At 61.6% G+C, this 20,094-nt stretch carries 21 protein-coding genes; 12 read left to right on the forward strand and 9 right to left on the reverse strand.

All coding sequences use genetic code 11. The features are described 5' to 3' along the window. Positions 1-100 precede the first annotated feature (100 nt). Together KJP28_RS04625 and dacB are read left to right on the forward strand one after the other, a co-directional pair. Positions 101-703: a nicotinate-nucleotide adenylyltransferase gene (locus KJP28_RS04625; protein ID WP_218391696.1), complete on the forward strand. Its 603-nt coding sequence runs from the start codon at positions 101-103 to the stop codon at positions 701-703. Between the two features lie 135 nt (positions 704-838). After that, positions 839-2,317 carry a D-alanyl-D-alanine carboxypeptidase/D-alanyl-D-alanine endopeptidase gene (gene dacB, locus KJP28_RS04630; RefSeq protein ID WP_255552173.1) on the forward strand — a complete coding sequence of 493 codons (1,479 nt, stop codon included), beginning with the start codon at positions 839-841 and terminating at the stop codon, positions 2,315-2,317. A 12-nt stretch (positions 2,318-2,329) separates the two neighbouring features. Here the strand turns inward: dacB and KJP28_RS04635 are convergent, their stop codons facing one another. Next, a complete protein-coding gene (locus KJP28_RS04635; protein WP_218391044.1) occupies positions 2,330-3,028 on the reverse strand; it encodes a glutathione binding-like protein in 699 nt (232 codons plus the stop codon). A gap of 38 nt (positions 3,029-3,066) precedes the next feature. Further along, entirely contained in the window at positions 3,067-3,489 is a 423-nt protein-coding gene (locus KJP28_RS04640) for a tellurite resistance TerB family protein (protein ID WP_218391045.1), read from the reverse strand. Between the two features lie 108 nt (positions 3,490-3,597). Here KJP28_RS04640 and KJP28_RS04645 point away from each other — a divergent pair, with 108 nt between their 5' ends. Beyond that, on the forward strand, positions 3,598-5,175 hold the full coding sequence (locus tag KJP28_RS04645) for a lysine--tRNA ligase (RefSeq protein ID WP_218391046.1): 1,578 nt from the start codon (positions 3,598-3,600) through the stop codon (positions 5,173-5,175). A gap of 145 nt (positions 5,176-5,320) precedes the next feature. On the opposite strand, the gene KJP28_RS04650 is transcribed toward KJP28_RS04645, so the two are convergent. The 3 genes from KJP28_RS04650 to KJP28_RS04660 are packed head-to-tail and all read right to left on the reverse strand — an operon-like array spanning position 5,321 to position 7,881. Then, entirely contained in the window at positions 5,321-5,428 is a 108-nt protein-coding gene (locus KJP28_RS04650) for a DUF2474 family protein (RefSeq protein ID WP_218391047.1), read from the reverse strand. Further along, positions 5,428-6,459, reverse strand: coding sequence for a cytochrome d ubiquinol oxidase subunit II (gene cydB, locus KJP28_RS04655; RefSeq protein ID WP_255552174.1), 1,032 nt, complete (start codon positions 6,457-6,459; stop codon positions 5,428-5,430). Before cydB ends, KJP28_RS04650 begins: the two co-directional genes overlap by 1 nt. 9 nt (positions 6,460-6,468) lie before the next feature. Beyond that, entirely contained in the window at positions 6,469-7,881 is a 1,413-nt protein-coding gene (locus KJP28_RS04660) for a cytochrome ubiquinol oxidase subunit I (RefSeq protein ID WP_218391048.1), read from the reverse strand. A gap of 221 nt (positions 7,882-8,102) precedes the next feature. Between KJP28_RS04660 and KJP28_RS04665 the strand changes: the two genes are divergently transcribed. The 3 genes from KJP28_RS04665 (at position 8,103) to KJP28_RS04675 (ending at position 11,721) form a co-directional block, all read left to right on the forward strand. Then, entirely contained in the window at positions 8,103-8,519 is a 417-nt protein-coding gene (locus KJP28_RS04665) for a DUF4864 domain-containing protein (protein ID WP_218391049.1), read from the forward strand. Between the two features lie 39 nt (positions 8,520-8,558). Beyond that, positions 8,559-9,293 (forward strand): DUF4336 domain-containing protein, encoded by a 735-nt coding sequence (locus tag KJP28_RS04670; protein ID WP_218391050.1) that lies wholly within the window; start codon positions 8,559-8,561, stop codon positions 9,291-9,293. Between the two features lie 139 nt (positions 9,294-9,432). After that, a complete protein-coding gene (locus KJP28_RS04675) occupies positions 9,433-11,721 on the forward strand; it encodes a glycoside hydrolase family 55 protein (RefSeq protein WP_218391051.1) in 2,289 nt (762 codons plus the stop codon). A gap of 57 nt (positions 11,722-11,778) precedes the next feature. Here the strand turns inward: KJP28_RS04675 and KJP28_RS04680 are convergent, their stop codons facing one another. After that, positions 11,779-12,147: a VOC family protein gene (locus KJP28_RS04680; protein WP_218391052.1), complete on the reverse strand. Its 369-nt coding sequence runs from the start codon at positions 12,145-12,147 to the stop codon at positions 11,779-11,781. A 215-nt stretch (positions 12,148-12,362) separates the two neighbouring features. Between KJP28_RS04680 and ppk2 the strand changes: the two genes are divergently transcribed. Both ppk2 and KJP28_RS04690 read left to right on the forward strand, forming a co-directional pair. After that, complete coding sequence (gene ppk2, locus KJP28_RS04685; RefSeq protein WP_255552175.1) at positions 12,363-13,319, forward strand: polyphosphate kinase 2; 957 nt, start codon at positions 12,363-12,365, stop codon at positions 13,317-13,319. Positions 13,320-13,499: 180 nt separating this feature from the next. Then, positions 13,500-14,786 carry a lytic murein transglycosylase gene (locus KJP28_RS04690; RefSeq protein ID WP_218391053.1) on the forward strand — a complete coding sequence of 429 codons (1,287 nt, stop codon included), beginning with the start codon at positions 13,500-13,502 and terminating at the stop codon, positions 14,784-14,786. Here KJP28_RS04690 and KJP28_RS04695 read toward each other — a convergent pair. Further along, entirely contained in the window at positions 14,783-15,421 is a 639-nt protein-coding gene (locus tag KJP28_RS04695; protein ID WP_218391054.1) for a TIGR02453 family protein, read from the reverse strand. The two genes, KJP28_RS04690 and KJP28_RS04695, sit on opposite strands and share 4 nt — an antisense overlap. Positions 15,422-15,510: 89 nt before the next feature. On the opposite strand from KJP28_RS04695, the gene KJP28_RS04700 reads away from it, so the two are divergent. Next, the gene (locus tag KJP28_RS04700) at positions 15,511-16,107 is read left to right on the forward strand and encodes an SAM-dependent methyltransferase (RefSeq protein WP_218391055.1); all 597 of its coding nucleotides are present in this window, start codon (positions 15,511-15,513) and stop codon (positions 16,105-16,107) included. A 55-nt stretch (positions 16,108-16,162) separates the two neighbouring features. Next, positions 16,163-17,509, forward strand: coding sequence for an MATE family efflux transporter (locus KJP28_RS04705; protein WP_218391056.1), 1,347 nt, complete (start codon positions 16,163-16,165; stop codon positions 17,507-17,509). A gap of 79 nt (positions 17,510-17,588) precedes the next feature. On the opposite strand, the gene KJP28_RS04710 is transcribed toward KJP28_RS04705, so the two are convergent. Then, a complete protein-coding gene (locus KJP28_RS04710) occupies positions 17,589-17,996 on the reverse strand; it encodes a hypothetical protein (protein WP_218391057.1) in 408 nt (135 codons plus the stop codon). Positions 17,997-18,093: 97 nt separating this feature from the next. After that, positions 18,094-19,296, reverse strand: a complete 1,203-nt coding sequence (locus KJP28_RS04715; protein WP_218391058.1) for a pyridoxal phosphate-dependent aminotransferase — start codon at positions 19,294-19,296, stop codon at positions 18,094-18,096. An 80-nt stretch (positions 19,297-19,376) separates the two neighbouring features. On the opposite strand from KJP28_RS04715, the gene KJP28_RS04720 reads away from it, so the two are divergent. Both KJP28_RS04720 and KJP28_RS04725 read left to right on the forward strand, forming a co-directional pair. Beyond that, positions 19,377-19,763 (forward strand): helix-turn-helix domain-containing protein, encoded by a 387-nt coding sequence (locus KJP28_RS04720; RefSeq protein WP_218391059.1) that lies wholly within the window; start codon positions 19,377-19,379, stop codon positions 19,761-19,763. Beyond that, complete coding sequence (locus KJP28_RS04725; RefSeq protein WP_218391060.1) at positions 19,763-20,029, forward strand: FAD assembly factor SdhE; 267 nt, start codon at positions 19,763-19,765, stop codon at positions 20,027-20,029. Before KJP28_RS04720 ends, KJP28_RS04725 begins: the two co-directional genes overlap by 1 nt. Positions 20,030-20,094 lie beyond the last annotated feature (65 nt).

Here is a 20,094-nt window from a genome sequence, read left to right on the forward strand (position 1 = left end):
CGGGTCAGAAAATTCATCTGACAATGGTCTGATAATCATGCACAGGTCAAGGCCGCGAAACCGATTGACAGCATATGACTTTCTTGGCCAATCAGGCGCGATGCGCCACGATTTGCCATATGCAGCTCCGGGGTCGACCGTGGGATTGCTGGGAGGATCGTTCGATCCGGCCCATGAAGGTCATGTGCATATCACTCGTGAAGCGTTGAAGCGGCTCGGCCTGGATGCCGTCTGGTGGCTGGTCACACCGGGAAACCCGTTGAAAACCCACGGGCCCAAGCCGCTCGAGACACGGCTCGCCCATGCGCGCGAGATCATGCAGCATCCGCGCGTGACAGTGACCGGGATCGAAGCCCGCCTTGGAACGCGGTTCACCGCCGAGACGCTTGGGATGCTTTTTCATCTTTATCGCGACGTGAATTTCGTTTGGATCATGGGGGCCGACAATCTCGCCGATTTTCACCGTTGGGAGCGGTGGCGCTGGATCATGGAGGCGCTGCCCGTCGCGGTGATCGCGCGTCCGGGCGAGCGAGTGGCGGCGCGCACGTCGCCGGCGGCCCGGATCTATCGCGATTGGCGCGTGCCGGGACGCGAGGCCGAGCGGATCTTGCGCATGGCACCGCCGGCCTGGGGCCTCATCAACATCCCGATGCGCCCGCATTCCTCGAGCGCGATCCGTGCGCGCGGCGAGTGGACCGACTAACGGCTTGGGCCGGGTCCGCACGGAACGATCACGTCCTCGATTGTTTCTGAAAACGGCCTTGTCAGTAGCCGAGACCCAAGGTTTACTCTCGCTATGACCGGGGGAGTAACGAGGCGTGTATTCTTGGGCGGTGCCATGTCGGCATTGGCCGGCTCCGCATTCGCGGAAGCCCCGCTGCGTTCCCTGCGCCCGCCACCTCGTGCGTCCGTCGCGGCGCCGAGGCTTTCGCCGTCGGCAGCCCCGGTGCGCACAGCGCCGGGCATTGACGCGCTGATAGCCAAAGCCAAGTTGGGCGGTGAGGTCGGGTTTGTCGTCTCGGACGCCAAGACCGGCCTTGTGCTCGAAGCCAGAAATCCAGGTCTCGCCATGCCGCCCGCCAGCACTGCGAAAGCGGTAACGGCGCTTTACGGTTTCGACAGCCTGGGTATGGAGCACCGTTTTCCGACCCAGATCATGGTAACAGGTCCGGTTTCGGGTGGGAAAGTGCAGGGAGACCTGATCCTGCTCGGAACAGGCGATCCGACGCTCGATACCGATGCGCTCGCAGGTATGGCGCAGCAGCTCAAGGGCAAAGGGATTACGGGCATCACCGGGCGATTCCAAGTGTATGCCAGTGCATTGCCATATGTGAACGCGATCGATTCCGAACAGCCAGACCACGTGGGATACAATCCGGCGATCGGCGGCATGAACCTCAACTACAACCGCGTGCATTTCCAGTGGACCCGGTCTGGCGACGGATACTCGGTCGCCATGGATGGGCGGTCCGACCGCTATCGGCCAGCGGTGAAGATGGCGCAAATGCAGGTCGTGAACCGGGAACTGCCGACCTATACCTACAAATCCGGTTCGGGTGGCGTCGACGAATGGACGGTTGCACAGGGTGCGCTGGGGAATGGCGGGTCACGCTGGCTGCCGGTGCGCCGCCCAGACCTTTATGCGGGAGAGGTGTTTCAGGCGCTAGCGCGCGTGCACGGGATCACGCTTCCCTCGCCGCAAGCCCTGCAGGGCAAACCGCGAGGCACGGCAATCGTTCAGCACAATTCCGGGACATTGTCGGCGATCACGCGATCCATGCTCAGGTGGTCGACCAATCTCACGGCCGAGGTCATCGGGATGAGCGCGACGCGGGCGAGAGGGCAGAATGCGGCAAGCCTGTCGTCGTCAGCGCAGGCCATGAACGCCTGGATGAAAGCGGGTTTGGGCGCGAAGAGTGCGAACTTCAAGGATCACTCCGGCCTGTCCGACAAGAGCCGTATTTCCGCCGAAGACATGGTGGCAATGCTCGTCAAAATGGGGCCCGGCGGTCCGCTTCATAGCCACATGAAAACGGTCGCTGTGCAGGATGGAGACGGCAAGTCCAATCCCAACGCCACACATAAGATCGAGGCGAAGACAGGCACGCTCAACTTCGTTTCGAGCCTCGCAGGCTATGTCACCGCACCGGACGGGAATGTGCTTGCGTTCACGATCTTTACCGGCGATGTCGCCCGGCGCAATGCGATTGCGCGGGCGGATCGCGAGCGACCCGCAGGCGCGAAGGCCTGGGGCGGGCGGTCGCGCTGGCTTCAACACCAGCTCATCAATCGTTGGGTCGCCGTCTACGGTGCTTGAGCCGCGCAGCGGTCACTCCATCGACGGCGTCTTAACCGCAACCTCGGAGGCAGGGCGCGCCATGCATGCGGCCCGCCAACGCATCACGTTGGGATAGTCCGGCAGACCCATAATATCATCGGCCTTGTATCCGGTCGAAAGCGCGCGCACCCAAGGCCATGTCGCGATGTCCGCTATGGTGTAGTCATCGCCCATGATGTAGTCGCTCCCTTCGAGGCGTTTCTCAAGAACGCCAAGCAAACGCTTGGATTCGTTGAGGTAACGCTCCATCGGGCGCTTGTCTTCGAAGTCTTTTCCTCCGAAAGCGTAAAAGAAGCCGAATTGACCGAACATCGGGCCGACGCCACCCATTTGCCACATCACCCACTGGATCGTTTCATAACGTTCTGCCGGGTCTTCGGACAGGAAATGCCCGGTCTTCTCGGCCAGGTAAATGAGGATCGCGCCGGTCTCGAACAAACCCATGGGCTTTCCACCCGGACCGTCGGGGTCAAGGATCGCGGGGATCTTGTTGTTCGGGTTGAGCGACAGGAACTCGGGCGTGAACTGGTCGTCTTTCAGGATGTGGACGAGGTGGGGTTCGTATTCCAGCCCGGTTTCCTCGAGCATGGCCGAGACTTTCACCCCGTTGGGCGTGGGCATGGAATAGAGCTGAATCGCTGCCGGGTTTTCGGCGGGCCAGCGTTTGGTGATGTCGAATTGGTCGAGCATGGGGGTCCTTTCGGTCCGTGCGAAGTGTGTTTTGGGGATCAGAGCGTCATGTGCCGCGCCCGCGCACCGCGTTCGATGGCGGCGGCATGAAGGCGGTCGATGTTGAGCTCGTAGCGGATTTCTTCGAGGATGCGCAGTTCCGCGTCCCGCAGCGTGGCGTCTGCCGCCGCGACATCGCAGGCCATGGCATAGGCGGTTTCCCAAAGGTGTTCGGGAAGGTTTTCGCGGACGAGGCCGAACAGCGCGTCCAGCCCGTCTTCTTCGCTCATGAGGTCGAAGACCGAGTTGGACACGCCTTTGATGCGGTCCTGATCGTAGGTGGCGAAGACCGGAAGGTGGTTCACGATCTCTTCGATCCTGAGCAATTCGGCGGTCTCAACGCGCCCGTCCGAGAGCGATACGGCCATCATGACAGCGATCAGGCTGTCTTCGGGCGTGAAGGAATGGGGTAGGTCAGGCACTGGCGGTTCCTTTGTGATCGTGTTGCAGTGCAGAATATTGACCGCACCCGTCCGCTTCAATAGGTAGGCGATCTACCTGCTGCACAAGCCCTGTGAATGGAAAATATCATGTCCGAGATGCGCGACCTCGCGATGCAATCGAAAGCCTGGCCTTTTGAAGAGGCGCGCAGACTCTTGAAACGCTACGAAAAAGGCGCACCGGAGAAGGGCTACGTTCTGTTCGAGACGGGGTACGGGCCGTCTGGCCTTCCGCATATCGGGACGTTCGGCGAGGTCATGCGCACCACCATGATCCGGCGCGCATTCGAGACGATCAGCGATATTCCCACGCGGCTGATCTGTTTTTCCGACGATTTGGACGGGATGCGCAAGGTGCCGGAAAACGTGCCGCAGCAGGAGCTTCTGCACGAGAACATCCAGAAGCCGCTGACCAGCGTGCCGGACCCGTTCGGCGAATACGAAAGCTTCGGACACCACAACAACGCCATGTTGCGCCGGTTCCTCGACACGTTTGGGTTCGAGTATGAATTCTATTCCGCGACCGAGTTCTACAAGTCGGGCCAGTTCGACGAGGTGCTCCTGCGGGCCGCCGAGAAATATGACGACCTGATGGAAATCATGCTCAAGTCCCTGCGTGAGGAACGGCAGCAGACCTATTCCATCTTCCTGCCCATCCACCCGGAAACGGGCCGTGTGCTCTACGTCCCCATGAAGGAGGTCAATGCCAAGGACGGCACGATCACTTTCGACGACGAAGACGGCCGCGAATGGACACTGCCCGTCACGGGCGGCAATGTGAAGCTCCAGTGGAAGCCCGACTTCGGTGCGCGCTGGGCCGCGCTCGGCGTGGATTTCGAGATGTATGGCAAGGACCACTCGTCCAACACGCCGATCTACGACGGGATCTGCCGCAAACTGGGCACGCGCCCGCCGGAGCATTTCGTCTATGAGCTGTTCCTCGACGACAAGGGTGAGAAGATTTCGAAGTCGAAAGGCAACGGGCTGACCATCGACGAATGGCTGACCTATGCCTCGACCGAAAGCCTTGCATATTTCATGTACCAAAAGCCCAAGACGGCCAAGCGGATGCATTTCGACGTGATCCCGCGGGCGATGGACGAATACCACCAGCAACTCGCGGCTTATCCGGGGCAGGAACTGGCCCAGAAGCTCGCCAACCCGGTGCACCACATCCACAACGGTGATGTGCCGGAGTCGAAGATGGTGGTGAACTACTCGATGCTTCTGAACCTCGCGTCGGTCGCGTCGGCGCATGACAAGTCGGTGCTTTGGGGCTTCATCCGGAACTATGCGCCCGAGGCCTCGCCCGAGACGCACCCGGATCTGGACGCCGCCGCCGGGTTCGCCGTGAAGTATTACGAGGATTTCGTCGCGCCCACGAAGGAATATCGCCTTCCCACCGAGCTCGAGCGCGAGGCGCTGACCGATCTGCGCGACCGGCTGGCAGGTTACGAGGGGGAGAAGACGGGCGAGGCGTTGCAAAGCGAAGTCTTCGCCTGTGGTCGTGAGCGGTTCGACCCGATGCGCGATTGGTTCAAGGCGCTTTATCAGGTGCTTCTGGGCGCGGACCAAGGCCCACGCTTCGGCTCGTTCATCGCGCTTTACGGCGTGAATGAGACCGTGGCGCTTATCGACAAAGCGTTGGCGGGCGAACTGGTGGGCTGATTGTTCGCCGCAAGCGGGGCTTGCGGCATGGGATGCAGGCGCCAGCCACCGCACGCATCTTCAAGCGGGGGCCAGCCCCCGCACGCACCATCAAGCGGGGGCCAGCCCCCGCACCCCCGGCATATTTGAAGCACGATGAAAGGGGTCAGGCGATCCAGAGCCGGATGACCCATGCGACCGTGCCGATTACGGCGACGCTGGCGAGATAAATCGCGGCGAACCATGCGAGGCGTCTAAGGGTCGGGCGGGCCATCAGTGATACCCTGTGTCGACGTCGATCTTGCCTCGGAACACGTAATAGGCATAGGCGGTGTAGCCCAGGATGATCGGGATCAGGAAGCCCGCTCCGATCAGCATGAAGATCTGGCTTTGGCGCGGCGCGGCGGCCTCGTAGATCGTGACCGTGGTTGGGATGATGTAGGGATACATGGTCAGCCCCAGGCCCGCGAAGGTCACGACGAAGAGGCCCAAGGACGCGAAGAACGGCCAGTGGTCGTGGCGATGAACATGGAGCGCCCGGAAGAGCGCCCAGGCGAGGCCAAGGACGATCATTGCGACGGCCACGGCCCAGAGAATGTGCCAGCCTTCGAACCAGCGGTAGAAATAGCCGTCTTGCAGGATCGGGGACCAGATCGAGACCGAGCCGATGAAGATCACTGTGGCGATGCCCAGGTGCCATGCGCGGGTGCGCATCCGCTCCTGAAGGTCGCCGGTGGTCTTCATCACAAGCCACGTCGCGCCCAGAAGGGCGTAGCCCACAACCACGGCAAGTCCGACAAACATCGAGAACGGTGAGAGCCAGTCCCACCAGCCACCGGAATATTGCCGTGCGGCCTCGTCGACCGAGATGCCTTGCAAGAGCCCGCCTAAGGTCACGCCCTGGGCGAAGGCGGCGAGGGTGGAGCCACCGATGAAGGCCGCATCCCAGATCCAGCGGCCCGTATCGGCCTTCCAACGGAATTCGAAGGAAACCCCGCGCAGGATCAGCGCCAAGAGCATCACGATGATCGGTATGTAGAGCGCGGACAGGATCACGCCGTAGGCAAGCGGGAAGGCGGCGAGGAGGCCGCCGCCGCCCAGCACCAACCAGGTTTCGTTGCCGTCCCAGACTGGGGCGACCGAATTCATCATGATGTCGCGGTTTTCCTTTTTTCGCTCGGTCGCGAACAGGATGCCGAGGCCGAGGTCGAACCCGTCGAGCACCACGTAGATCAGAACGGCGAGGGCGATGATGCCCGCCCAGATGGTCGTAAGGTCGAAAGAGATGTCGCTGACGATGGGCATGTTGGTCTCCTACTCCCTGCGAACCGTTGTGATCCCGGCCGCACGGGTCGGGCCGGTCGCCTCCGCTTTCAGGGGCGGCTCGTGCGGAACCGGCGGGCGCGACATCAGGCGCAGTATGTAAAACGTGCCCGCGCCAAAGACGGCGAAATAGACCACGATGAAGGCGATCAGGCTGGCCCCGACGGCGGGCGCATCGAGCGGCGCGGCGCTATCTGCGGTGCGCAGGAGGCCATAGACGGTGAACGGCTGACGCCCGACTTCGGTGGTGATCCAGCCGGCAAGCACGGCGATCAGCCCGGAGGGCCCCATCGCGACGGCAGCGCGATGCAGCCACGGCCAGTAGAACAGCCGGCCCCGATAGCGCGCCCAGAGCGACCAGAGGCCGAGACCCATCATCGCGAAGCCGAGTGCCACCATGACACGGAAAGACCAGAACACGATACCGACCGGCGGTTGGTCGCCGTCGGGGATGGTATCGAGCCCGTCGAGCGGCTCGTTCCAGCCGTGTTTCAGGATCAGGGACGACAGTTTCGGGATGCCGATGGCGTAATCCAGCCTTTGTTCCTCATCGTTCGGGATGCCGAAGAGGTAAAGCGGTGCGCCGTCCGGGTGGCTTTCGTAGTGGCCTTCCATCGCCATGACCTTGGCAGGCTGATATTCAAGCGTATTGAGGCCGTGCTGGTCGCCCAGAAAGATCTGGATCGGGGCGACGATGGCCGCCATCCACATCGCCATTGAGAACATCGTGCGCGTGGCCTTGCTCGGTTCGGCACCTTCCTTGCGGCGGCGCAGGAGGTGGAACGCGCCGACGCCACCGACGATGAACGCGGTCGTAAGGTAGGCGGCGGTGACCGTGTGAGCGAGCCGGTAGGGGAAGGACGGGTTGAAGATCACTTTCCAGAAGTCGGTGGGAAGGAATTGCCCGGTTTCCGGGTCCACCATGAAGCCTGCGGGCGTGTGCATCCACGAGTTGACCGAGAGGATCCAGAACGCGGAAATGAACGTGCCGACGGCGACCATCAGCGTCGCGGCCATGTGCAGGCCCGGTCCGACCCGTTCGCGCCCGAACAGCATGATTCCGAGGAAGCCCGCTTCGAGGAAGAAGGCCGACAGCACCTCATACGCCATCGGCGCGCCGATCACCGGGCCGGCTTTGTCGGAAAATACGGACCAATTGGTGCCGAACTGATACGACATGACGATCCCGGACACGACGCCCATCGCGAAGGCGAGTGCGAAGATCTTGACCCAATATCGGAAGAGGTCGAGGTAATGCTCCTGTTTCGTCCAGAGCCACAGCGCGTTCAGCACGGCAAGAAAAGAGGCCAGGCCGATGGTGAAGGCGGGAAACAGAAAATGGAACGATACGGTGAAGGCGAACTGGATGCGTGCCAGCAGCACGGCGTCGACGTTTTCCCACATATGCGTCCCCTCTCTCGGCAGCCGGAACTAAAAGTGTAACCTGATATATAACTTAAGCCCCGGTCCGCAGGGGGCGATTGGACAATTCGTCGCCGTCGGTCACGTCTGCTTGAGGAGAACCCGCGCCGAGCGATGTGAGTTCCCGAAAACCACAGAAAACGACCGGGCATGAAACCATTTCTTGGTCCATTGCGTAGCTTCATCAGACAGGGAGACACGATATGAGATCATTTCTACGTGCTACCGCGTTCTCTGTGGCGCTGTTCCTGCCCTTGCAGGCAACCGCCCAAGAGGGCGCTGAAACCGCCATTCAGGGCGTGATTTCCGATCAGTTCGACGCGTTTCTGGACGAGGACGTCAACACGGCCTGGACCTATGCGTCGCCAACCATCCAGATGCTGTTCCGCACGCCCGAGAACTTCGGAGCGATGGTTCGGAACGGCTATCCGATGGTCTGGGCGCCGACCGAGACTAAGTTCCTCGAGTTGCGTGACGAGGATGGCGTGCCATGGCAACGCGTACAGGTGCGCGACGCTGCGGGTCAGTATCATGTGCTGGATTACAAAATGGTCGAAACCCCGGATGGTTGGCTGATCGACGCGGTGGAATTCATCGAGAGCATTGGGGTCGGCGTCTGAGGCGTTGACCTCGGAAGAAATTCGGCGTGTGGTGGCGGCATGACCACCGGATACGAACCCCTCGATACGCCGAAGCCGGTGGGCGAGGATATCTGGATCGTCGACGGCCCGGCGATCCGTTTCTACGGGATGCCGTTTTCGACGCGGGCAACGATTGTCCGGCTTTCGGACGGCGCGCTCTGGATCCATTCTCCGACAAAGCTTAATGACCAGCTCGCCGACGCGGCCGCCGCTCTTGGTCCCGTGACACATCTCATTGCACCGAATTGGATACATTACGCCTACGTCCACGAGTGGCAGGCCCGCTTTCCCGAGGCTCTGGCCTGGGCTGCGCCGGGTGTGGCGCGTCGGGCTGCCAGGAATGGATTGCCGGGGCGGTTCGACGAGGATCTTGGGCAAGAGCCTCCCGACCTATGGGTGGGCGAAATCGACCAGATGATCGTTCGTGGGTCAAACGTACATCGCGAGGCGGTGTTTTATCATCGCACGAGCCGGACACTGATCCTGACCGATCTGATCGAAAACTTCGAGAAGGCCAACATCCCTTGGTGGATGCGCGTCATCCTACCGCTTGTAGGCAACCTCGACCCGGACGGGGCCATGCCGCGCGATATGCGCTTTACCTTTCGCAAGCACCGAGACCTGCTTCGTGAGGATCTGGAACGCATGATCGCATGGGCGCCCGATCGCGTGATCCTGGCGCATGGGCGTTGGTATGAGACGAACGGCACCGCCGAATTGAGGCGGGCGTTCCGCTGGGCCTTGAATCCGTAGGTTGCAAGCACCGAACGGTCGCCTCAGCGCCGATTAACATCCCCTGACTATCCCTTTTGCCCATCTCCGGGCGAGAGCCGCGTCGTGGTCGCATGCGCGTGCCCGCCGCCCGTTTCGCGGATCACCGAAAGGGTAACTCATGAATATCTCGATCACCGAAGGCGTGGATCTCATGCCTCCGCAATTCGTCGATGGGCTGGACGTCTGGTCGAGCGAGAACGGCACGGCCGGGTCGGCGACATACGACGGGGCGGCGAATGCAGCCTATGTGCCTTCGGACCAGGATTTCGGTGGGTGCCTGGAACTGCTCAAGACACAGGCCACGCAGAAGCTGCGCTGGACGGGCGAAACCCCGATCCTGCCCGGCACCTACCTTCGCATCACCGCGCGGGTGAAGGCGATGAGCGGGATTTTCCCCGATGTACGGATTGCAGCCTTTGCAATGGATGGAAGCGACAACCATGTTCCCGGGCTGGTCGAGGTCGGGTCGACAGTGACACTCGATACCTACGGCAAGGTTGTCGAGGTCTCGGCGATCGTCGGCACGGGAAACCGCGACGGCGTCGATATGATCTGGGGGGCGGGGCCGGTCTACGGCCATTTCGGGCTGGACCTGATCGGCAGTTCCGGCGGGATCGTGCGTGTGGATGACATCATGATCGAAGACGTCACCTGGGCCTTCCTGCGCGAGATGTTCGACGTGGTCGACGTGCGGGACTTCGGGGCGGTCGGAGATGGTATCACCGATGATCGCCCCGCATTTGCCGCAGCCGACGCCGCCGCCGCAGGACGGACCGTGATCGTGCCCGAGGGGACTTATCTTCTGGCGTCGAGCCTCACGATCTCCAACAAGGTGCGCTTCGAGGGTGTCGTGACGATGCCGGATGCCGCGCGGCTGGCTCTGGTGCGCAATTTCGACCTGCCCACCTATGCAGATGCTTTCGGGGATGAGGTTCTGGGTTTCAAGAAAGGCTTCCAGGCGCTCCTGAACTTCTCGGACCATGACAGCTTCGACCTTGGTGGTCGGGTCTTAAACCTGGACGAGCCGATCGATATGCAGGCCGCGCTCAACGATGCCGACACGTTTCTGATCCGCCGGGTGATCCGCAACGGTGTGTTCTACGCTCAGAACACGGCCAAATGGGACCCGGAGGTGGTCACGAGCCAGGCGACTTACGACCCGAACAATCCCGGCATCCTCACCAATGTCGCCAACGCCGCCCAGATCCAGCCGGGATCGCAGATCACCGGCAATGGCGTGGGGCGAGAGGTATATGTGCAGGAGGTGAACGTCGCGGCCCAGACCGTGACGATCACGCAAGGGCTCTACGGCGCCAACACGACGCAGAGCTACACCTTCACCCGCTACAAATACATGCTCGATTTCATGGGGTTCGAGAAACTGCGACGACTGACGTTCTCGGATGTCGAGTTTCAGATGAACGGGTATACGAACGGCATCCTGCTGGCCAAGACGGGCGAAAATTTCAACTTCAAGGACTGCTTTTTCATCAAGCCCAAGGACAAGGGAATCACGTCGGCCGGACGGGCGTGTCAGGATCTTCATCTCGACCGGTGCCAATTCATCTCGGCAGAGCAAAGCATCCCCGCGACCGACCGCGTTTCCGTGGGCTTCAACGTCAATGCCAATGATTCCAAGATCCGCGACAACCGGTTCCAACGCATGGGGCTGTGCGGCATCCTGAACGGCACCGGCCACACGCTGGTCGGCAACCATTTCTTTCAGGGCGATGACGAGACGAACGCACCGCGTCTGGCAGGGATCGTGTTCTCTTACGAACCCTGCATGTCTTTCGTGACCGGCAACTACATCGACAATTGCGCGATCGAGTGGACGAACGAGCACGACGCCAAGCCCGACTTCGCGTCGGAATACAGCTTCGGCGGGCTGACCATCACCGGAAACATCTTTTATTGCTCGAACGCCATCGCAAGCTTCCGTTTCATCCGTATCAAGCCTTACGGCACCGGGCATTTCCTGTCCGGTTTTCAGGTGAACGAGAACAGCTTCAACGGCGGTGGCGGGATCGACCGGGTCGAGGAGTGGGACACGACCTTTGCCGGTCCTGCCAAATGGAGTTTCCGCAACATTACCTTCGAACAGAACAACTTCAACGCCGTAGGCCAACGCACGATCAGCCCCGTGAGCCTGAAGTTCGATCAGGCGACGAATGCGGCGACGTGGACGCTGGACCCATCTCAATATCTGCCCTTCGGCGGAAATGCGCGGCAAGTCACGTCGGTCGTCGCGGAAGGCAAGATCGAGAACAGTGGCAATAACGCCGTGTTCGATATGCCCTATGCGCTGGTCAATGCGGGGACCGAGAACAACCTCGTGCAGTTGAAGTGGTCTGAGGCGGTGCGGGGACGGGTGGTCGCCACGGTGCGGGTCGACAACCCGGTCTGATACCCTGAAGCGCGAAGTGTCGCCCCCGCCGATCCTGTCGGCGGGGGTTTTCGTTTGTCACTCCAAAACGAAGACGTTGAGCTTGTTGCCCGCCGGATCGCGGAAATAGCCGGCATAGAAGCCCGACCCGCGAGGGCCGGGTGCACCCTCGTCCGATGCGCCCAGGGAAAGGGCGAGTGCATGCACTTCGTCGACGGTCTCGCGGTTCCTGGCCATGAGGGCGAGCATAGTGCCGTTACCGGCTGTCGCCCGTCCGGCGTCGAACGGTCGGGTGAGCATCACCTGCGGGCGTTTCGGCCCGAAACTCCACGCGGCCAGCTTTGGGGTGCTATGGGAACGCACAGCACCCAAAGCGCCGAGCACGGCATCGTAGAACGCCGCATGTGTTTTCGGGTCGTTCGACCCGAGGGTTATGTATCCGATCATCTGGTTTGTCCTGATATGCGCGACCACGCCAGAGTCACGCGTGCGCACGCCCTGATTGGGCGGTCTGAAAGGCCCCGAGGGGCGGTGAGTTGCGAGCGATCAGGCAATCATGGGGTGAAGCTAGTGACCCTGTGACTTGCTGGCAACCTTGATGCGTATCAAGGCGCTTTGGAGCCAACGGCGCTATGATCATCGCAGCGCAAAGGGAGAAACGCATGGACGGAAAAAGCATGACCGCGACGCAGAAGAAAGCCACCACGACAGCGGCCGAAACACCGACTTCGGTGGCCGCGGAGACCGAGGTGCATTCCTTTCCGACCGTGACGTCTGACCTCATCCGCCAGACCTTCGAGAACGGCGAATACCCCTACGAGGGCAAACTCGCGCGCAAGGACTACGAGACGCAGAAAGCCCAGCTTCAGGCTGAATTGCTCAAGGTTCAGAAATGGGCCGGTGAGACCGGGCAGAAATTCGTGCTTCTGTTCGAAGGCCGGGATGCGGCCGGCAAGGGCGGCACAATCAAGCGGTTCATGGAGCATCTGAATCCGCGCCTCGCGCGTGTCGTGGCGCTGAACAAGCCGACCGAAGAGGAAAAGGGTCAGTGGTTCTTCCAACGCTACGTGGAGCATCTGCCGACCGCCGGTGAAATGGTGTTCTACGACCGCTCCTGGTACAACCGCGCAGGCGTCGAGCGGGTCATGGGGTTCTGCACGCCCAACGAATACCTCGAGTTCATGCGGCAAGTTCCGGAGTTGGAACGTATGCTCGTCCGGTCCGGCATCCGGCTCTACAAATACTGGTATTCCGTGACCCAGGAAGAACAGGCCAGCCGGTTCAAGGCACGCGAGACCGACCCGCTGAAACGCTGGAAATTGTCTCCGGTCGACAAGGCGTCGTTGTCGAAGTGGTCGGATTACACCGAGGCCAAGGAGGCGATGTTCTTCTACACCGACACGGCGGACGCCCCTTGGACGATCGTGAAATCCAACGACAAGAAACGTGCGCGGCTTGAAGCGATGCGGCATTTCCTGTGGACGCTCGACTACCCGGACAAGGACCGTCATATCGCCTGTGCGCCTGACCCGTTGATCGTGGGCCATGCGAGTCAGGTCATTCACGGGGCCGATCACATACTCGGAGCGAGCCTGCATCCCGATCATCGGAGAAGCTAGGCGAACCCGAGAGGCCGGAAGGCTGCTTCCGGCAGGAGAGGCCGCGCAGAGGAGGCGCGGCCTCATTCCTGTCGCGGCGGTCGCTTGCCTAGACACAGGGCATGCGTGCGACAGCTTGGCAGGTTGGGGGTGGGCAGGTTATTGTGCCGCAAAAGCAAACCCAAATCAGGGGCAGCAGGCATGAGACAGTCCAAAGACATAAGCCGCCGTGCGGCGATAGCAGGCATTGGTGCGGCGACGATTCTAAGCGCCTGCGGGCGCAGTCCCGGCGGCGCGGCCATTGCGGGTCCGTCCGACCCGGCACCGGCGCGGCCCGCGTCGCGCATGACATCGAATTCCGGCTTCGACGGATGGGTGGCGAGCTTCAAGAACCGCGCAGAAGGCCAGGGGTATACCCGCACCTTTCTCGACCGCGTGTTCCAAGGCGCGGGCTACATGCCAGATGTGATCGCGAAGGACCGTAAGCAGACCGAATTTACCCGGACGCTGGAAGATTACCTTGCGATTGCCGCGAGCGATGAGCGGGTGCGCAACGGGCGTGCGAAGTACAACCAGTACGGCAGCACCTTGCGGTCGATTGAGGCGAAATACGGCGTCGAAGGAAAAATCGTCGCGGCGATCTGGGGCATGGAGTCGAGCTATGGTGCGCGGCGTGGTTCGGAACCGATCGTAAGCGCAATGGCGACCTTGTCCTACGACGGACGGCGCGGCGCGTTCTTTGAAAAGCAGCTCTTTGCGGTATTGAAGATCCTGCAATCGGGCGACACGACGCCCGAGAACATGCGCGGCTCCTGGGCCGGCGCGATGGGGCATACGCAGTTCATGCCCACATCCTACCTTGCCTATGCCGTGGATTTCACCGGAGACGGGCGGCGCGACATCTGGTCGGACGATCCGACAGACGCCTTGGCTTCGGCTGCGAATTACCTGAAATCCTTCGGTTGGAAAACAGGCCAGCCCTGGGGTGTCGAGGTCAAGATTCCGGCCGGGTTCGACCGGTCACGCGCGGGTTTTTCGAACACCCGAAACGTCAGCGACTGGACCGCGATGGGCGTGCGCGACATGTCCGGCGGAACGGTGGGGAATTACGGCGCATCGCAGGTGATCGAGCCAGCGGGCGGGGGCGGACCGGCATTCATGGTCTTTAACAATTTCAACGTCATCAAGCGCTACAACAATGCGACGTCCTATGCCATCGGTGTGGGTCATCTGGGCGATCGTATCGCTGGTGGCGGCCCGATCCGTGGCAATTTCGGGCCTGATCCGCAGGGTCTGACGCTCGAGGATCGAAAGGACATTCAACAGCGTCTGACCTCGAAGGGGTATGACACGGATGGTGCGGATGGTGTCATTGGTGCGAAATCCGAGGCGGCGATCCGGGCGTTCGAAACTGCGAACGGAATGCCGTCGACGGGCCTTGCGACAAAGGCGCTGCTGGTCAGGCTGGGTGGTCGGCCAAGGGGCTAAGACAGGGCCGAAACCAACGTGTCCCTGAACGCGTCGGCGGTCTGAAACCCCGACATGAGCGCGTCGGGCAAGCGGTCTTGCTCCTGTCTGTCGAGGTGCTTCCACATGACGAGGCCCTTGCGACGCAGGAGGTCGGCATCCGGGTGATCTTGTGCGTAGGGCGACGGCACGCGTTTGAGTGCGGGTTCGTCGCTTACCCATCCTCCTGCTTTCAATTTTCGAACATTCGCCGCGACCGGATGACCTTCGGCGATATTCTCGCGCCACCGCGTAAGCGCGTCTTTCGGGAACATCATCGCCCCGACACCCATCTGGCAATACGCGCGCGATGCCCCGAACAGGTACGAGACCGGCACGTCACCGATCGACCATTGCATGTGGACATGCGTGTTGTAGGGCGTCTTGTCCTTCGAAAAGCGGACATCCCGGTGGATGCGGTAAAGCTTCGGTCGCGTGTCCTGCTTAAGCTCCCGTTTCAGCCGCGCTTTGATTTCGTCCAGAAGGAGGGTCGCCGGGCGTTTGATGTCGGCTTCATACCGCGACTTGTTGGCATTGAACCACTCGCGATCGTTGTGCGCGGAGAGATCGTCGAGAAACCTGAGCGCGCGGGGGAGAATATCCTGAAATCCATCCATCGCCAAACCTCCTGATCCGTGGCAGTTTGGCGCAAACCGCGCCGCAGGCAAGCCCGACATGCCAGACCTGCTGACAGGAGATGTCAGGAATGTGGAACCAACGCTTCGACACTGACGAGTATATCTTCGGCAAGACTCCGTCGCAGTTTCTCGTGTCCCACGAGGGTCTGTTTGCGCCGGGATTGACCGCACTCGCAATTGCCGATGGCGAGGGGCGCAATTCCGTCTGGTTGGCCGAGCAGGGCCTGGACGTGACCGCGATGGAGGGCAGCCCGAATGCCATCGCCAAGGCCAGGAAGCTCGCCGAAGAGCGTGGCGTCGATGTGTCGTTCCGGGAGGCCGACATATTCACCTATGACTGGGACACCACCAACTACGATTTCGTGATAGGTGTGTTTTTTCAGTTCATGGGGCCGGACGCCCGCGAAGACGTGTTCGCTGGGATGAAGCGTGCCACGAAGCCGTCCGGGCGCGTATTGATCCACGGATATACCCCGAAACAGCTCGAATACGGCACCGGGGGGCCGAAGGCGATCGAGAACCTCTATACCGAGGAGATGCTTGCGAAAGCGTTCGCCGGTTGGAAGATCGAACGGCTCGAATCCTACGAGACGGAACTGGACGAAGGCGCAGGACATGCCGGAATGTCCGCGGTCATCGACCTCGTCGCGCAGAAGCCGGGGTGAGCGGCGTCGCGTCACGGGTTTCCCGAACGCACCGCGCGTGGCATGAAACACGGCCATGAGTCGTTTTTCCAGATATCGCCCTCACGCCCAGGCGCATCTTGCGCTGGGCCTGCCGCTTATCGGCAGCCAGTTGGCGCAGGTCGCGATCACCACCGCGGATACGCTGATGATGGGGTGGTACGATGTCAGGGCCCTGGCGGCGCTCGTCCTGTCTGCAAATCTCGTCATCTTCCTGCTGCTCTTGTCGAGCGGGTTCGCCTGGGCGGTGATGCCTCTCGTGGCCGCGGCGCACGAGGTCGGTGACGAGACGCGGCTGCGGCGCGTGACCCGCATGGCGAACTGGCTCTCGATCATCGCGGCGTTCGTGTTTTTGCCGGTCTTCTGGTGGTCTGCTCCGGTCCTGAGGGCGCTGGGACAGGACCCGGAGCTTGCGGAGATGGCACAGACTTACCTGCGGATCGCGGGTTTCGGCATCGGCCCGGCGCTTTTGGTGAATGTTCTGCGGTCCTATCTGTCCGGGCTCGAACGCACCCGCGTGCAATTCTGGATCATCGCGGGTGGCGCGGTCGTGAACATCGGACTGAATTGGGTGCTGATCTTCGGCAATCTCGGTGCGCCGGAACTCGGCCTGCGCGGGGCCGCGATCGCGTCGGTCTCGGTGCATGTGCTTTCGTTCGTGGCGCTGGCGTTCTACGCGTTATCGCGATTCCCGAACCACGAAATCTTCGTCCGGTTCTGGCGACCCGATTGGGGCGCGATGGGTGAGGTGTTCCGCATGGGGTGGCAAATTGCGCTGACCACCGTTTCCGAAGTCGGCCTTTTCAACCTGTCCGCCATCATTATGGGTTGGATCGGCACGCTGCAACTCGCCGCGCACGGAATCGCGCTTCAGATCGCGACGATCACGTTCATGGTGCAACTCGGCCTGAGCCAGGCCGCGACCGTGCGGGCCGGGCGCGCCTTCGGGCGCGGCGACCGTGAAGGGCTGCGCGATGGCGCCTTCGCCGTCTGGGCACTGGGGCTGGGGTTCGCGGGTATCGCGATGGCCGCGTTCTTCCTCGTCCCCGATCTTCTGATCGGCGCGTTCATCGACCCGGACGATCCGCTGCGCGGTGACATATTGGCAATCGGCGCGGTGCTTCTGGCAATGGCCGCCTTGTTCCAGCTGGTGGATGCCGCGCAGGTGATCGGCATCTCGCTTCTGCGCGGCATGACCGACACGCGTGTGCCGTTGGTGATCGCGGCCGTCAGCTATTGGGGCATCGGCGCACCGGCAAGCTACCTGCTCGGTGTACAGGCAGGGATCGGCGCCGTCGGGGTGTGGATCGGGCTGGTGCTGGGCCTCAGCTTCGCAGCCGTCGGCCTGTTTTTGCGGTTCCGGTCCTTGTCGGTCGCAGTCTGACATCGCGCGAGGCGAAATGCGTGGTGCTCCGGTGCGGTGTCGGAGGACGCAGCAATCGTCCTGCCTGGCGTAGTGGCGTTCAGTCGTCTTCCCGCAACAGTCGGTCCGCCTTCTTGCGGACCAGGACCGAGCGCAGATCGTGCATCGCCATCAACAGGCTGTCCGTCACCATCTCGAGCTGACTGTCTTCGGCGCGCGTCTGCACCCAATGGGCCGTGTGGTTGAGGTGATCGACCGTCCGCAAAATGTCGTCGATGTCACGCGCCGCAAGCGTTTCCCGGCGCTCGTCCATCCAGGTCTGGATGGCGTTCATGTCGGCGTTCGACAATTCGCGGTCGCCATGTGGTTTGACGTCGCCGTTCCTGATGTTCACCACCGCGATCTGGTCCATCTCGATCCGCCGATGCCGGTTCTGGGTGTCGACCTTGAACACGAACGCGCCGTTCTCACGGACGCGGAAAAAATATTCGGGCAGATCGGTGGACATGGTGATTGGGTTGTTTCTCTTCGCTCGATGTTATTGTCCGCGGACTGCGGCTGCGGCCAGTCAATCGACTGCCTTGGTGATCGTCAACCTCCGGGCATCAGCGCAGCTTCGCGCAGAAGTCCTGTATGCGCGTGCATGCTGTCGTCAGAGCTTCATCCGACGTCGCATAGCTGATGCGGAAATTCGGGCTTACGCCAAAGGCCGCCCCGAAAACCACCGCCACGCCCGTATCTTCCAGCAGCTTCGTGCAGAACACTTCGTCGTTTTCGATGACGACGCCGTCCGGTGTCGTTTTCCCGATGCAGCCCGCGATGGAGGGATACACGTAGAACGCGCCTTCCGGGGTCGGGCATTCCACCCCTTTCGCGGCGTTCAGCATCGACACGACGAGATCACGCCGCCGCTGAAAGAGCTTCGCATTGTCGGCCAGAAAGTCCTGCGTGCCGTTCAACGCTTCGACGGCGGCCCATTGGCTGATGGTGCAGGGGTTCGACGTGGATTGCGACTGGATCTTGCGCATCGCGGCGATGAGTTCGACGGGGCCACCGGCATAGCCGATGCGCCATCCTGTCATTGCATAGGCCTTGGACACACCGTTGACCGTCAGCGTCCGGTCGTAAAGGCCCGGTTCGATCTGAGCCGGCGAGACGAATTCGAAATCGTCGAAGACGAGGTGCTCGTACATGTCGTCCGACATCACCCAGACATGGGGATGCTTCATCAGAACCTCGGTCAGCGCCTTCATTTCGTCCCGGGAGTATCCGGCTCCGGTCGGGTTCGACGGGGAATTGAAAATCAGCCATTTGGTCTTCGGCGTGATCGCGGCGTCTAGGTCTTCCGGTGTCATCTTGAACCCGCTCTCGATACCGCATTCCACCACCACGGGCTCGCCGCCGGCAAGGAGCACCATGTCTGGGTAGCTCACCCAGTAAGGCGCGGGGATCACAACTTCGTCGCCTGGATCGAGCGTCGCCATCAATGCGTTGTAGAGGATCTGCTTTCCCCCGGTGCCGACGCTGATCTGTTTCGGTTCGTAGGTCAGACCATTTTCGCGCGCGAACTTGTCGCAGACCGCTTGTTTCAGCTCGGGGATGCCGTCGGGCGCCGTGTATTTCGTCTTGCCGGCGTTCATCGCGGCGATGGCGGCTTCCTTGATATGCTCCGGCGTGTCGAAGTCCGGCTCGCCTGCGCCCAGTCCGATGACATCACGCCCGGCGGCCTTCAATTCCTGCGCCAGTGTCGTCACCGCGATCGTCGGAGAGGGTTTGACACGGTCGAGCGTCGCGGAAAGAAAGGCCATGGTCGCATCCGGGTTTGAAGTTTGGGTCGGACCCGTCTTAGGCTTGCCCAGAAGCGCGTTCAAGCGCGAAGGGAGAGAACATGGACGACAACTGGTATTCGGACGAGGCCGCGACCTTCGGCGACCGGCTGGCCGCCGCGCGCGAAGCCGCCGGGATGAATCAGAAGGAACTGGCCAAACGACTGGGCGTGAAGGTCAAGACCCTCTCCGCCTGGGAAAACGATGTGACGGAACCGCGGGCCAATCGCCTGCAACTCATGTCCGGACTGCTCAACGTTTCTCTCGGCTGGCTCCTGACGGGCGAAGGCGAGGGCGTGGAGGCACCGGATGGCGAGGGCGCACTGGCCGCCGATGCGCAGGCGCTTTTGCTTGAACTCAGAGAGGTTCGCGGCGATATCTCCGATGCGATGAAACGGCTGGTGAAGCTGGAAAAAGCGTTCAGGGCGATATTGAAGGACGGCGATTGATGGCGGAAAGCGCGGATACCCGGCTGAAACGGCTGGGGATGCGGTCCTGGCGACGCGGCACGAAAGAGATGGACATCATTCTCGGCCGGTTCTCCGATGAACGACTGGCGACGCTCGATGCTGACGCTCTGGACCACTATGAGGCGCTACTGTCCGAAAACGATCAGGATCTCTACCAATGGGTCTCGGGCCAAAGCGCACCGCCCGAACGGTTCGCCGACCTCGTTGCCACGATCGCAGATCACACGGCCACGCGCGCGAAATGATGACTCCGGCCTGAATATTCGTTCGAGGTTTAACCGAATATTCTGATTCTTGCCCCAGTTTCGGC

This window comes from Maritimibacter dapengensis (assembly GCF_019218265.1).
In the GTDB taxonomy this organism is placed as follows: Bacteria; Pseudomonadota; Alphaproteobacteria; order Rhodobacterales; family Rhodobacteraceae; genus Maritimibacter; species Maritimibacter dapengensis.